Below are 13,304 nucleotides of genomic sequence, written 5' to 3' on the forward strand. Positions count from 1 at the left end.
AAATGAAGGATTAAGAATATTAAACATAGCATAAATAACATATACAAGAACCGTAGGAACTATGGGGATAGCTCGGAGATACTGTATTCGTTAGAATACTTGACCGAGAACCCTGCGACTTTAGTCGTGGGAGGTTCAGGAAAATTGCATTTAGTGATTTTGATGGGACATTATATTTTCACCATGAAGATATCATACCGCAAATAAATATAGAAGCTGTAAATGAATGGAGAAGCAAAGGCAATATCTTTGTTTTATGTAGTGGTAGAGATGTTCATTCTTTAATGCATGAAGTAAATAATCAAGAGCTTACTTATGATTTTGTAATTTGCAATAATGGTGGAACAATTTTTGATAAAAATTTAAAATTAATAAAATCCTTTCCTTTGGATAAAATTCAATTAGAAAAACTTGTTCATAGCGATATTGCCAAAGAAAGTTGGCATATTTTATTTTCTTCAGCAGAAAAAATGAGAACTACGATAAATAGCCCTAAATCGCAGTTGTTAAAGTATTTTGAGTCTGAAAAATATAAAAATCAAGACATCATTCAAAGAATAACTGTAGAACAAGCTTTATCTGAAATGAATGTAATACAAATTAGTTTAGCCTATGAAACAGAAGAAATTGCTAACAATTATGCTAAACGTATAAATAATGAATTTGAAGGAGCTTTCTTAGCTAATATGAATTTAAATTGTATAGATATATGTGCTAAGGGAATAAATAAAGCTCAAGGAGTCAAAGAATTATTGAATTTGCAAAAAGATAAATACTTTGAACAGGTTTTAACAATAGGCGATGCTCAAAATGATGTGCCTATGATAAAAGAATTTGAAGGGTATAGTTTAAATTCAGCAACTATGCATGCTAAAAATGTTGCAACAAAGTTGTATGATAGCGTAGGCGAAATGTTATTAGATAATTTATAAAATGTAAAAAAACCTAAAAATGTATACTATAAAATGTATGCACTTTTAGGTTTTTTTGTTATGTTTATAAACTGAATTTATGATTTTTTAGTATAAATATAATTTAAGTTGTAGTTTATTTTGAAATATTTTTAAAATTTTAAAATAAATATATATTACCTATTGCGAAATTAATCAAAAAGTTGTATGATAATAACAAGTTAAATAAACCGGTGGATTTACAAGCATAAAATTTTTATAAAACATTATTAAGGAGTGAAATTATGAAAAGATTAGTAGCAGCGTTAACCGGTCTTACCATGTTGGCTTTTTGTGTAGGATGTGGAAGTGATAACAGTTCTAGTAGTGGAACTGAAAGTGGAGCCGCAAAAGATGGTAAAGAAATTACAATAGGTTATTCTCAATTAGGTGCTGAATCTGAATGGAGAACAGCACAAACAGAATCTATTAAACAAGCAGCAAAAGATGCAGGAATAAATCTCCAATTCTCAGATGCACAGCAAAAACAAGAAAATCAGATAAAAGCAATTCGCTCTTTCATTGCACAAGGAGTAGACTTAATTGCATTTACACCAATTGTAGAAACTGGTTGGGATACTGTTTTACAAGAAGCAAAAGATGCAGGTATTCCAGTAGTTATTGTTGACCGTGATGCAAAAGTAAGTGAGGATTTATATGTAGCTAAAATCGGTACAGATTCAAAAGCTGAAGGTAAAAAAGCTTTTGAATGGATTGACCAATATATGAAAGCACAAAATAAAACACCTCGTGATGGAGGTAGTGTATATAATATAGCAGTGCTTGAAGGTACTGTAGGTTCTTCTGTAGCAATTGGACGTTCTGAAGGTTTTGAAGAAGCAATGAAAGCTTCTCCAGATGCAAGCAAATATCAAATTTTAATGTCTCAAACTGGTGAATTTACACGTCAAAAAGGCCAGGAAGTTATGGAATCTTTCTTAAAATCTGGTGGTCGTGATAAAATCGATATTTTATTCTCTCAAAATGATGATATGGCTTTAGGTGCTATTCAAGCTATTGAAGCAGCTGGATTACAGCCAGGTAAAGATATTGTAATTGTTTCTGTTGATGGTGTAAAAGGTGCTTTCCAGGCTATGATTGAAGGTAAATCAAATTGTACTGTTGAATGCAACCCATTACAAGGACCATTGCTCATGGAAACAGCTAAGAAGATTTTAAATGGTGAACAAGTAGATAAAATGGTATATATGGAAGAAGGAGTCTTCCCAGCAGATGTTGCTGAAAAAACATTACCAGAAAGAAAATATTAATTTCATTGTGTAATAATTACTAGAAATAGTAAAAAGCCGTACTTGGCTTGAACGGCAAGTACGGCTTATTTTGTATAAAATTTTACTTGAATGAGGTGAGAATATGGGTGATGTTCTCTTAAAAATGCGAAATATAGATAAAATATTTCCAGGAGTTAAAGCTTTATCTAATGTAGATTTTACTTTACGAGCTGGTGAAATTCACTCATTAATGGGAGAAAATGGAGCAGGAAAATCTACATTAATTAAAGTTCTTACAGGTGTTTATCATCGTGATGGTGGTACGATTACTTTAAATGGTAAAGAAATTTCACCAAATAATCCAAAAGAAGCACAAGAATGTGGTATTTCTACTGTATATCAAGAAGTAAATTTATGCCCTAATTTAACTGTTGCAGAAAATATTTTTATTGGACGTGAACCTAAAAAATTTGGTTTTATTGATTGGAAACAAATAAATAAACGTTCTGCTGACTTATTAAATAGTTTAAATATTCACATTGATGTGACAAAAACATTGGATCATTACTCTGTAGCTATACAGCAAATGATAGCTATAGCACGTGCTGTTGATGTTGATGCTAAAATTTTAATTCTTGATGAACCAACATCTAGTTTAGATGAAGAAGAAACAAAACGTTTGTTTAGCATTATTCGTCAATTACAAAAAAAGGGAATGGGAATAATTTTTATTTCACATTTCTTAGAACAAATTTATGAATTGTGTAGTAGAATTACAATTTTACGCAATGGCGAATTAGTTGGAGCATATGATATTGATAAATTACCACAGGTAGAATTAATTGCTAAAATGGTTGGTAAAGATTTAGATTCTGTAAAAGAATTTGATAAAATGGGAGCTAAAAGTGTACCTTCAGATGAAGTATTTCTTGAAGCAAAAAATATTGGCTGTACTGGTAAATTAAATAGTGTAGATTTAACTATACATAAAGGTGAAGTAATTGGCCTTGGTGGTTTACTAGGTTCTGGTCGTACAGAAACAGCTGAATTGCTTTTTGGGGTAAATCCAATTACTAAGGGTGAAATTGTAATTAATGGCAAAAAAGTTAACTTGAAAAATCCAATTGAAGCGATGAATGAAAAAATAGCATTTTGCCCAGAAGATAGAAAGGTACAAGGTATAATAGGCTCTTTAAGTGTTCGTGAAAATATTATTTTAGCATTACAGGCTAAAAAAGGAATGTTTAAATATATACCATATAAAGAACAGGTTGTATTTGCAGATGATTGTATTCAATTATTAAAAATAAAAGTTTCAGACAGGGAACAATTGGTAAGCAATTTAAGTGGTGGTAATCAGCAAAAAGTTATTATTGCTCGTTGGCTCATAACGGAACCTAATTTATTAATATTAGATGAACCAACACGTGGTATTGATGTTGGTACAAAGAGTGAAATTCAAAAAATGGCTGTAGCTTTGGCAAAATCTAAAGGTATGTCGGTTATATTTATTTCCAGTGAAATGGATGAAATGATTAGAACTTGTACAAAGATAACAGTTATTCGTGACCGTAAAAAAGTCGCAGAAATAGAAGGCGACAAAGTTACTTCAGAAAACATTATGAAAGCTATTGCTGGAGGTGAAGTTTAATGGATAAATTAAAAAGTTTTAAATCTAGTTCAATTTTTTTACCTTTAGTTGCTTTAGCAATTTTGGTTATATTTAATATTATTTTTGTCCCAGGATTTTTAGATGTGGAAATAACACAGGATGGTAGATTATATGGCCGTGTATTTGATATCTTAAATCGTTCTTCATCTTTGATTATTCTTTCATTAGGTATGACTTTTGTTATTGCTACAGCAGGAATTGATATTTCTGTTGGTGCTGTAGTTGCTATATCAGGTGCTGTTTGTTGTAGTCTTATTGGTGGTAGAGGCGATGGTGTAGCTGAATATCCAATGGTTGTAGCTATGATTGCAGCTATAGCTACTGGTGTTGTTTGCGGTATGTGGAATGGGTTCTTAGTAGCAAAGATAAAGATACAACCGATGGTTGTAACACTTATCTTAATGGTTGCTGGTAGAGGTATTGCTCAATTACTTACTGAAGGACAAATTATAACAGTTTATTATGCTCCATTTAGTTATATTGGTGGAAATATTCCAGGCAATATTATTCCAAGCCCGATTATTATTGCAATTTTAATGATAGCATTAGTGGTATTTATCTTGAAAAAAACATCTCTTGGGCTGTTTATTCAATCGGTAGGTATTAATCCTACAGCAAGTAGATATGCAGGTATAAATGTTGCTTTAATTATCTTTTTAGTATATGCTTTTTCTGGTTTTTGTGCAGGTGTTTCAGGATTAATTGAAAGTTCATTAATTCGTGCAGCAGATGCGAATAATGCTGGATTAAATATGGAAATGGATGCTATTTTAGCAGTAGCTTTAGGTGGTACATTATTGAGTGGTGGTAAATTTTATATTGGCGGCAGTATAATTGGTGCTATTACTATTCAAACATTAACTACTACTATGTACGCAATGGGGGTAGCTTCTGACCAATTACCAGTAGTAAAAGCTATTGTTGTAATTATTTTATGTTTAATTCAATCTAAACATTTCCGTGAAATTTTTAATAAGAGCAAAAAAAATACAGTAAAGGCGGTGGATAAAGCATGAATATGAAACAATATATAAATTCCGCAATAGCCTCAAGATATTTTCAATTTTTTGTAACTATAATATTATTCATAGTACTATATGGTATTGGTGTAGCGATGTATAATGGTTTTTCGAGACCTCAAGTTTTTTGGAACTTGCTTATTGATAATGCATCTCTAATTATTGTTACTGTTGGTGTAACTTTTACAATTATCACTGGCGGTGGTGGTATTGATATCTCTGTAGGTGCAGTTGTTGCACTTGTATGTATGTGTTTAGCATATTTACTACAAAATACAGAACTTGCAATACCTGTAGTTATATGTTTAGTTTTATTGATTGGTATTGTTATAGGATTTGTCCAAGGATATTTAATTTCAGTGTTTAAAATGCAGCCTTTTATTGTAACATTGGCAGGTATGTTTTTTTGTCGTGGTATGACAGCTGTTATTTCTAGAGATACTATTAATATTGATAATCCAAGTTATGTAGCTATTGCTTCAGAACGTATAAATATGTTTGGAACAGGATTTATTTCTGTTGGTGCTTTGGTAGCATTAATTATATTGATTATTGCGATTATAGTATTAAAATATACAAAATTTGGTAGAACTATATTTGCAATTGGTGGTAATGAAAATTCTGCATCCTTAATGGGTTTACCTGTAACAAAAACTAAAATTTTAGCATATGTAATAAGTGGTTTTTGTGCAGCTTTAGGTGGTGTAGTATATTCTTGGACTATGTTATCTGGATATACATTACATGCAATGGGCATGGAAATGGATGCTATTGCTTCTTCTGTCATTGGTGGAACATTATTAACTGGTGGGGTAGCTTTTATGCCAGGTACTATATTTGGTGTATTAATTCAAGGTATAATTCTCACCTTTATAACTTTTCAGGGAACATTGTCTGCTTGGTGGACTAAAATCGTAGTTGGTGCATTGTTATGTATTTTTATCATTATGCAAGCATTAATTACTGAACATAAAAATAAATTAACATCTAAGAGTTCAATGGAAAGTAATAAATAAAAAATAGAGGTGAAGATAATGGTAGGTATAGTAATAGTCTCACACATGGTAAGCATTGCTGAAGGTGTTAGAGATATGGCAAAAAAAGTAGTCCCAAATGAATTGAAAATTATTGCTGCTGGAGGTACTGCTGATGGTAGTTTTGGCACAGATAGTGCAAAAATTTGTCGAGCCATTGAAGAGGCAGATGATGGACAAAATGGTGTAATTATCATTACAGATGTAGGTAGTTCTATCATATCAGCAGGATTAGCGATTGAAGGATTATCTATGCAGTTGCATCAACGTGTAAAAATAGCTGATGCTCCAATTGTAGAAGGCGCTATTGCAGCAGCTAGTGAAGCAGCAAAAGGTAGCGATTTAATGACTGTATTAAATGTGACAGAAACTGCAAAGAGTGTATCAAAAAGAGGATAAACACATATAGTAAAAAAATGGGGGAATGTTGTATATTACAATATTTCCCCATCTTAATATTTTTAATAATTAGTTGTATTATTTAGTAGTTATTTGGTAAACTATATAGACACACATATAAATATAAAAAAAGAAGTTGTTATATTTATAAAAGGAAGGACGGTGTGGAAATGGCAACGGCAGATGCTCCGAAATATATAGATTTAATGAATTGGATAAGAGAGCAAATTTTAAGCGGAGAATTTAGTGTAGGCATGAGATTGCCTTCTGAAAATGAGTTGGGAAAAAAATTCTCAATTAGTCGTCAAACAGTAAGACAGGCAACTAGTGTACTAGAAAACGAAGGATTGCTAGAGAGAAGACGTGGTAGCGGAACATATGTATGTGCTTCAAAATCAGCAATAAAGAAAAAAACAAGAAATATAGGTGTTGTTCTAACTTATTTAGATGATTATATTTTTCCAAGTATTGTACAAGGAATAGAGAAAGTATTGACTAAAAATGGCTATTTCATGCAGTTAGCTTTTACCTATAATAGAGTGGAAAAAGAAGCATATATTTTAGATACTATGTTGAAAAACAATATTGATGGCTTAATTATTGAGCCATCAAAAAGTGGTATACCATATATCAATACAGATTTTTATCAAAAAATAAAATCAGCAGGAATACCATGTGTGTTTATCCATGCTGATACTAATCCGCCAATGAATATAGCAAGTGTGCGTATGGACGATTATCTAGCAGGGCAATCTGCTGGTGAATATCTCATAAAACATGGTCATGAAAAGATTGCTGGTATTTTTAAATCTGATGATATGCAAGGTCAGTTACGTTATTCAGGTGCGATTAATGCTTTGAAAAAACATAATTTATTGCAATCAGAAAAAAATATGTTTTGGTATACAACAGAGGATATCAAACTTATTATGAATGGTGAATTAGACCGTGAAATCTTAAGACGTCTAAATGATGCTACAGCCATTATTTGTTATAATGATCAGGTGGCAAGGTATTTAGTAGATTTATTGACGAGATTAGGTAAAAAAATACCAGATGATATATCTATTATTAGCTTTGATGATTTAGAATTAGAATCGGCGATAGGTTTAACAACATTTGCTCATCCAAAAAAAGAATTAGGTAAAACTGTAGCTGTACAACTTTTAAAGTTAATGGAAAATCCAAGTTTAAATGTGAGCGTAAAATTTCCGCCTAATTTAGTAGAAAGAGAATCTGTAAAGGATTTAAGAGATAAAAATTAAAAAAAACACTTCTTTTATGTTGAGATTTAAAATCTTAATTACTCGCTTAAAACATAAAAGAAGTGTTTTTATTTTATATTAGTTAAGATTATTTAGAGCTATTTGTAATATAATCTTTAATAATTTTTACTGCACCTTCAATACCAGTACGACCTACATTGATTACTAAATCATAATCTTTAGGTTCGCCCCAGTTAAGTCCTGTATAGTAATTATAGTAAGAAGCACGTTTTTGGTCTTCTTTTTTTAATTCAGATAAAGATTTATGATAAACAAGTTGACCTCTAGTAGTTCTGAAATCATCGTCAGCAACGATAAAGAAGCTATAAGCATTATAGTCATTTAAGATATAATTAGCACAACGACCTACAAAAATACCAGATTTATAGTAATCAGCTAATTGTTTTATAGCGTTAGATTGAGGTTTAAACATAAACATATCATCATTTTGAACAACATTATCAAAGATATGTTCATATGGAGATTCATCACCATAAAGATTAGTATAAGTGAGATTTAATTCTTCTAATTTACAACCTTTTTCAAGATGTTCAGCAATCAAAGCAACTAATTTTCTATCATAAAGAGGGATTTGAAGTTCTTTAGCTAGAATTTCTGCTACTTCGCGTCCGCCAGCACCATATTGACGACCTATTGTAATTAACATAATATTTTCCTCCTTGAACTTATCTCATTATTAGCAACATTAGCAACCAATATCGCGAAGTTTTTTACCTTCCATAAGATTGCTTTCAATTTTTTCAAGAGAAACACCTTTTGTTTCTGGAACAATGTAGATTGTGCAGAAAATGAAGATTACGTTCAAAATACCATATAACCAGAATGTTTGAGCGGAACCAATACCTTCGAGAAGGGAAAGGAATGTAGCACCGATAATCATATTGGATACCCAGTTTGTAGTAGTAGAGCAAGCTATACCGAAGTCACGGCTCTTAAGAGGTTGAATTTCAGAGCATAAAATCCAGATAACAGGTGCAGCACTCATAGCATAACCAGCGATGGAAAGAATTGTCATACCAACAGCAGTGTAAGAAATCCATTGAGCTGTATTTCCGCCTTCAAACTGCATGAGGCACCAGCCAAGAACGATAAGAGCTAAAGCCATGATACCGAAACCAATTTTAAGTGCGATTTTACGACCAGTTTTATCGATGAACTGCATGGAAATCCAAGTGAAGATAACGAATGTCATACCATCTAAGATAGTAGCAAACATTTGGTCTGTATGGCTTTCAAAACCAGCAAGACTGAAGATTTTTGGAGCATAATACATGATGATGTTCTGACCAGTGAATTGTTGCATGAACTGTAAGAACATACCAAGGAAAACAACACGACGAACATTTTTATTTGCTCTGAATAAAGAGAAACCAGCTTGTTTAACTTTTAAGCTATCTGTGATATCTTGGAGTTCTTCATGAGCTTTTTCTTTGTTACCACGAAGAACGTTAAGTACTTTTTGAGCTTCAGTTGTAAAACCTTTAGAAGCGAGCCAACGTGGGCTATCTGGTAACTTAGCAACAGCGATTATTAATAAGAATGCAGGGATACTGATGATACCAAGCATAAGTCTCCAGCTTTCTGTTGGAGCAAGAAGTGTATCAGAGATGAATGCGATAACGATACCGAAGTTAATCATGAGCTGATACATGGAAATCAAACGACCACGATGTTCTTTTTCACTCATTTCAGAAAGATAAAGTGGTGCTACATAAGAAGCAACCCCAATGGAGAAACCTAAGATTATACGAGAGATTAATAAAATTTCATAATTAGGAGCGAATGAAGAACCAAAACAACCAATAATAAATAAGAGACCTGCTGTTAAAATAGATTTTTTACGACCTAATTTAGATGAAATCCATAAAGTAATAATAGAACCAATAGCTGCACCAAACATCATAGAACTTACGATCCATTCTTGCATTTGGCTTGTGAGTGATAATTGGTCTGTAATGAATGGCAATGCACCAGCGATTACCCCAATATCAAGACCAAACAACAAACCAGCCATACCGGCTGCAACAGATACTAATTTGCGCATATGTTTACTTTGTTGAAGCGCTTCAGTGTCAATAGTTGTGGACATGAGATAAAACCTACCTTTTCTTTATTATAGAATTAACAGACAATTATAAATATCATACTAATTTGAATAATTTAATCAAGTTGTATGATATGTTGACGAAAAAGATTGTACTATAGTTTTTTTTATTTGACAAGTACTTATTGTAAATTAATTTTAAATTTTTTTGAATTTTTTTATTAAGGAGAAAGGTTGAGATAAAATAATTTCCTTTATATAGATAAAGATGACTATAAAAATTATTTATATAGTGGAATTGTTGGAAAGATTGAAAAAATTTTTATAAATTTTATGTTTTTACCTATTGAAATTTGTATAACATACATGCTATAATAAAACCATGTTGTATGACAATTATATATTACAATTTTCAAACAAATGGTAATATTAAATATACAACAGATTATAATAGAATTATTTGCAAGTAATAATATAAGTTATATTTTTAAGGAAAGAAGTTGTTTTTTTATGAAAAAATTACAAGACTACAAATTTTGGTTTATCGTAGGTAGCCAGTTCTTATATGGTCCAGAAGCTTTAAAAGCTGTTGAAGAAGACGCTAAAAAAATGGTAGAAGGCTTAAATGCTTCTGGCAAACTTCCTGCAAAAATTGAATTTAAAGCTGTAGGTACTACTGCTGAAGTAATCGATAGATTTGTAATGGATGCAAACTATGATGATACTTGTGCTGGTATTATCACATGGATGCATACTTTCTCCCCATCCAAAATGTGGATTAGAGGTCTTAAAAAATTACAAAAACCATATCTTCACCTTCATACACAATATAATAGAGAAATTCCAAATGAAGAAATCAATATGGATTTCATGAACTTAAATCAGTCTGCACATGGTGACCGTGAACATGGTTTCATTGGTACTCGTATGCGTCTTGCTCGTAAAATTGTTGTTGGTTATTGGGAAACAGAAGCTGTTCAAAACAAAATCGCAACTTGGATGCGTACTGCAATTGGCGTAATCGCTAGTGCTGATTTAAAAGTTATTCGCTTTGGCGATAACATGAGAAATGTTGCTGTTACTGAAGGCGATAAAGTAGAAGCAGAAATCAAATTTGGTTGGTCTGTAAATACTCATGCAGTAGGAGATTTAGTACAGTACATCAACGCAGTAACTGAAGAACAAATTGATGCTCAAGTTGCTGAATATCAAACTAAATATGAAATGAATACAGATAACATTGCATCTGTACGTTATCAAGCAAAAGTTGAAGTTGCTATCAAAAAATTCTTAGAAGATAACAAAGCAGATGGTTTTGTAAATACATTTGAAGACCTTTATGGTATGGATCAACTTCCAGGTCTTGCAACTCAAGATTTAACAGGTCAAGGATATGGTTTCGGTCCAGAAGGTGATTGGAAAATTGCTTGCCTCACTGCAGTTATGAAAACTATGGCACAGGGCGTTGATAAAGGTACTGCTTTAATGGAAGACTACACTTATCATTTCGGTAAAGATGGCGAAGATAGCTATAACCTTGGTGCACATATGCTCGAAGTTTGCCCTAGCGTTGCAGAAGGAACTCCAAAAATTGAAGTTCATGAACTTGGAATTGGTGGCAAAGATGCTCCAGCTCGTCTTGTATTTGAAGGTAAAGCAGGCAGTGCTATTGTAGCTACTCTTGTAGATATGGGTGGTAGAATGCGTCTTATCGTTAACGATGTAGAATGCGTAAAACCTATTATGCCAATGCCAAATCTTCCTGTAGCTCGTGTAATGTGGAAACCAATGCCAAGCCTTGAAGAAGCTGGTGAAGCTTGGATTTTAGCAGGTGGTGCACATCATAGTGTTATCAGCTACACTGTAACTGCTGAACAACTTCGCGATTGGGCTAATATGATGGGTATTGAATTCGTTCATATTACTAAAGATTTAGATATGGATAAATTTAAAGATCAGCTCATGCTTTCTGACATTATGTGGAAATTAAAATAATTTGTTAACTCTCTCTCTTTCCCCCATAACTTTATATATTTTCCCTTAACTGAGGGGGAAAGAATATTTTTTAAAACAACAGCGTATAACTATTATAGTTATACGCTGTTTTTGCTTATTATGTCAGATATAGTTGTAGCAGAAATAGTTTCGTTAGAGATTAAAGCATGAATTAATACGTGATATTTTGGTAATTTATCTAAGCCCCAAAGTAATTTTATATTAAATATATCTTCCATTACTTTTCCTAAATCTACACCAAAAGAATCAAGAGAATGACGCATTTTATCTGGTTTTTTACAAGGTTGATTAACAGTTCTACTACATTTGCAACAGTAACTACAGCCACCAGAAGATAGAGAGATTGTATTATCATTTTCTAAATTTAGTAGAGCAGTAGCTATTTCATTTTTTAGTTTGCGCAAAGTTTTGCGAGTAAATGTACTAATTTCTTCTTTAGTAGTTAAGCTATTTATAGTATCTTCACTGTAATTTATTTGTACAGCCACTAAATAAATAGATTTATATTGGCTCAAATAAGTTTTAGGATTAAAGCTAAGTGGTGGACAAGACCATTTATGATTATAATTATTACATTGTTGGCAATAAGTCAAAAATTTGTCTATGTCTTGATAATTAGAAATAAAATCCTGCATATCATGATGAGCGACTTGGACTTTTGTAGTAAACATAAAAGCACTTCCTTAATTATTAAGTTTTTTGATTTTAGGTTTGACAGCTATATTTGATAAGCTTATTATTAGTATGAATAAATTATAATACAAGAAGTGAGATTTTTATAGGAGGCTTAAAGTTGTTATAAATAATATATAATTTTATATAAAAATCTATAAATTATTTAAAGATTATGATATAACACTATTGAGGTGATAATATGAAATATTACTCAATAGGAGAATTTGCAGACAAAATAGGGAAAACAATTCAAACTCTTAGAAATTGGGATAAAAATAATACTTTTAAACCTGCTTATGTAACTACTGGTGGTACAAGATATTATTCTCAAGAACAACTTAATAATTTTTTAGGTTTGAAGATAAAAACTAAAATAAATAAAAAATTGTTGGTTATTGCAGAGTTAGTTCAACTAAGCAAAAAGATGACCTTGAAAGGCAAATTGAAAATGTAAGGACATATATGATTGCAAAAGGTTATCAATTTGAGATAATAACGGATATTGGAAGCGGAATTAACTATAATAAAAAAGGACTGAATCAATTAATTGATATGATTACTAATTCAGAGATTGAGAAAGTAGTAATTCTTTATAAAGATAGATTAATTAGATTTGGATATGAATTGATAGAAAATCTTTGTGAAAAATATGGAACAACAATTGAAATTATTGATAATACAGAGAGAACTGAAGAACAAGAGTTAGTAGAAGATTTAATTCAAATAGTTACTGTATTTAGTTGTAGACTTCAAGGAAAAAGAAGAGCTAATAAAGCTAAAAAAATGATTAAGGAGTTAATAGAAGATGATACTTGCGAAAGAAGTTAGAATTTATCCAACAAAAGAGCAAGAACAAAAACTGTGGCAATCTGTAGGAACTGCTAGATTCATCTATAATTATACTCTCGCAAAACAGGAAGAAAATTATAAAAATGGTGGTAAATTTATTAACGACGGAGTTATCAGAAAAGAATTAA

The 13,304-nt window shown here is 31.5% G+C and carries 12 protein-coding genes and 1 pseudogene; 10 read left to right on the plus strand and 3 right to left on the minus strand.

From position 1 onward, the window contains the following. Nucleotides 1-143 precede the first annotated feature (143 nt). The 7 genes from BMX03_RS10205 to BMX03_RS10235 all read left to right on the plus strand — a co-directional run bounded on the left by BMX03_RS10205 (nucleotide 144) and on the right by BMX03_RS10235 (nucleotide 7,571). Nucleotides 144-932, plus strand: coding sequence for an HAD-IIB family hydrolase (locus BMX03_RS10205; protein WP_255361483.1), 789 nt, complete (start codon nucleotides 144-146; stop codon nucleotides 930-932). Between the two features lie 263 nt (nucleotides 933-1,195). After that, a complete protein-coding gene (locus tag BMX03_RS10210; protein ID WP_019000136.1) occupies nucleotides 1,196-2,221 on the plus strand; it encodes an ABC transporter substrate-binding protein in 1,026 nt (341 codons plus the stop codon). A gap of 103 nt (nucleotides 2,222-2,324) precedes the next feature. After that, entirely contained in the window at nucleotides 2,325-3,833 is a 1,509-nt protein-coding gene (locus BMX03_RS10215) for a sugar ABC transporter ATP-binding protein (RefSeq protein WP_091695230.1), read from the plus strand. After that, nucleotides 3,833-4,870: an ABC transporter permease gene (locus BMX03_RS10220; protein WP_091695233.1), complete on the plus strand. Its 1,038-nt coding sequence runs from the start codon at nucleotides 3,833-3,835 to the stop codon at nucleotides 4,868-4,870. The genes BMX03_RS10215 and BMX03_RS10220 overlap by 1 nt, the downstream gene beginning before the upstream one ends. Beyond that, entirely contained in the window at nucleotides 4,867-5,889 is a 1,023-nt protein-coding gene (gene yjfF, locus BMX03_RS10225) for a galactofuranose ABC transporter, permease protein YjfF (protein WP_015561866.1), read from the plus strand. The genes BMX03_RS10220 and yjfF overlap by 4 nt, the downstream gene beginning before the upstream one ends. An 18-nt stretch (nucleotides 5,890-5,907) precedes the next feature. Continuing rightward, entirely contained in the window at nucleotides 5,908-6,306 is a 399-nt protein-coding gene (dhaM, locus tag BMX03_RS10230) for a dihydroxyacetone kinase phosphoryl donor subunit DhaM (protein WP_019000132.1), read from the plus strand. Nucleotides 6,307-6,476: 170 nt separating this feature from the next. Further along, on the plus strand, nucleotides 6,477-7,571 hold the full coding sequence (locus tag BMX03_RS10235; RefSeq protein WP_091695246.1) for a GntR family transcriptional regulator: 1,095 nt from the start codon (nucleotides 6,477-6,479) through the stop codon (nucleotides 7,569-7,571). An 88-nt stretch (nucleotides 7,572-7,659) separates the two neighbouring features. Here the strand turns inward: BMX03_RS10235 and BMX03_RS10240 are convergent, their stop codons facing one another. Together BMX03_RS10240 and BMX03_RS10245 are read right to left on the minus strand one after the other, a co-directional pair. Next, nucleotides 7,660-8,238, minus strand: a complete 579-nt coding sequence (locus tag BMX03_RS10240; protein ID WP_091695236.1) for a cytidylate kinase-like family protein — start codon at nucleotides 8,236-8,238, stop codon at nucleotides 7,660-7,662. Between the two features lie 39 nt (nucleotides 8,239-8,277). Next, nucleotides 8,278-9,681 carry a sugar porter family MFS transporter gene (locus BMX03_RS10245; protein WP_091695239.1) on the minus strand — a complete coding sequence of 468 codons (1,404 nt, stop codon included), beginning with the start codon at nucleotides 9,679-9,681 and terminating at the stop codon, nucleotides 8,278-8,280. Nucleotides 9,682-10,146: 465 nt separating this feature from the next. Here BMX03_RS10245 and araA point away from each other — a divergent pair, with 465 nt between their 5' ends. Further along, on the plus strand, nucleotides 10,147-11,631 hold the full coding sequence (gene araA, locus BMX03_RS10250; protein WP_091695243.1) for an L-arabinose isomerase: 1,485 nt from the start codon (nucleotides 10,147-10,149) through the stop codon (nucleotides 11,629-11,631). 98 nt (nucleotides 11,632-11,729) lie between these two features. Here the strand turns inward: araA and BMX03_RS10255 are convergent, their stop codons facing one another. Continuing rightward, nucleotides 11,730-12,323: a DUF2284 domain-containing protein gene (locus tag BMX03_RS10255; protein WP_008539393.1), complete on the minus strand. Its 594-nt coding sequence runs from the start codon at nucleotides 12,321-12,323 to the stop codon at nucleotides 11,730-11,732. A 203-nt stretch (nucleotides 12,324-12,526) separates the two neighbouring features. Here BMX03_RS10255 and BMX03_RS10260 point away from each other — a divergent pair. Both BMX03_RS10260 and BMX03_RS10265 read left to right on the plus strand, forming a co-directional pair. Next, nucleotides 12,527-13,155, plus strand: a pseudogene (locus BMX03_RS10260) (IS607 family transposase). Continuing rightward, a partial coding sequence (locus BMX03_RS10265; RefSeq protein ID WP_177159369.1) for a helix-turn-helix domain-containing protein occupies nucleotides 13,133-13,304 on the plus strand: 172 nt, incomplete at its 3' end. The pseudogene BMX03_RS10260 and the gene BMX03_RS10265, both read left to right, overlap by 23 nt.

Source organism: Megamonas sp. Calf98-2 (assembly GCF_900110235.1).
Taxonomy (GTDB): domain Bacteria; phylum Bacillota; class Negativicutes; order Selenomonadales; family Selenomonadaceae; genus Megamonas; species Megamonas funiformis.

Coding starts and splice junctions, on each gene's coding strand:
- BMX03_RS10220 (WP_091695233.1), top strand. CDS start 3,833: ATGGATAAATTAAAAAGTTTTAAATCTAGTTCAATTTTTTTACCTTTA.
- BMX03_RS10210 (WP_019000136.1), top strand. CDS start 1,196: ATGAAAAGATTAGTAGCAGCGTTAACCGGTCTTACCATGTTGGCTTTT.
- BMX03_RS10245 (WP_091695239.1), bottom strand. CDS start 9,681: ATGTCCACAACTATTGACACTGAAGCGCTTCAACAAAGTAAACATATG.
- BMX03_RS10255 (WP_008539393.1), bottom strand. CDS start 12,323: ATGTTTACTACAAAAGTCCAAGTCGCTCATCATGATATGCAGGATTTT.
- BMX03_RS10215 (WP_091695230.1), top strand. CDS start 2,325: ATGGGTGATGTTCTCTTAAAAATGCGAAATATAGATAAAATATTTCCA.
- BMX03_RS10235 (WP_091695246.1), top strand. CDS start 6,477: ATGGCAACGGCAGATGCTCCGAAATATATAGATTTAATGAATTGGATA.
- dhaM (WP_019000132.1), top strand. CDS start 5,908: ATGGTAGGTATAGTAATAGTCTCACACATGGTAAGCATTGCTGAAGGT.
- BMX03_RS10240 (WP_091695236.1), bottom strand. CDS start 8,238: ATGTTAATTACAATAGGTCGTCAATATGGTGCTGGCGGACGCGAAGTA.
- araA (WP_091695243.1), top strand. CDS start 10,147: ATGAAAAAATTACAAGACTACAAATTTTGGTTTATCGTAGGTAGCCAG.
- yjfF (WP_015561866.1), top strand. CDS start 4,867: ATGAATATGAAACAATATATAAATTCCGCAATAGCCTCAAGATATTTT.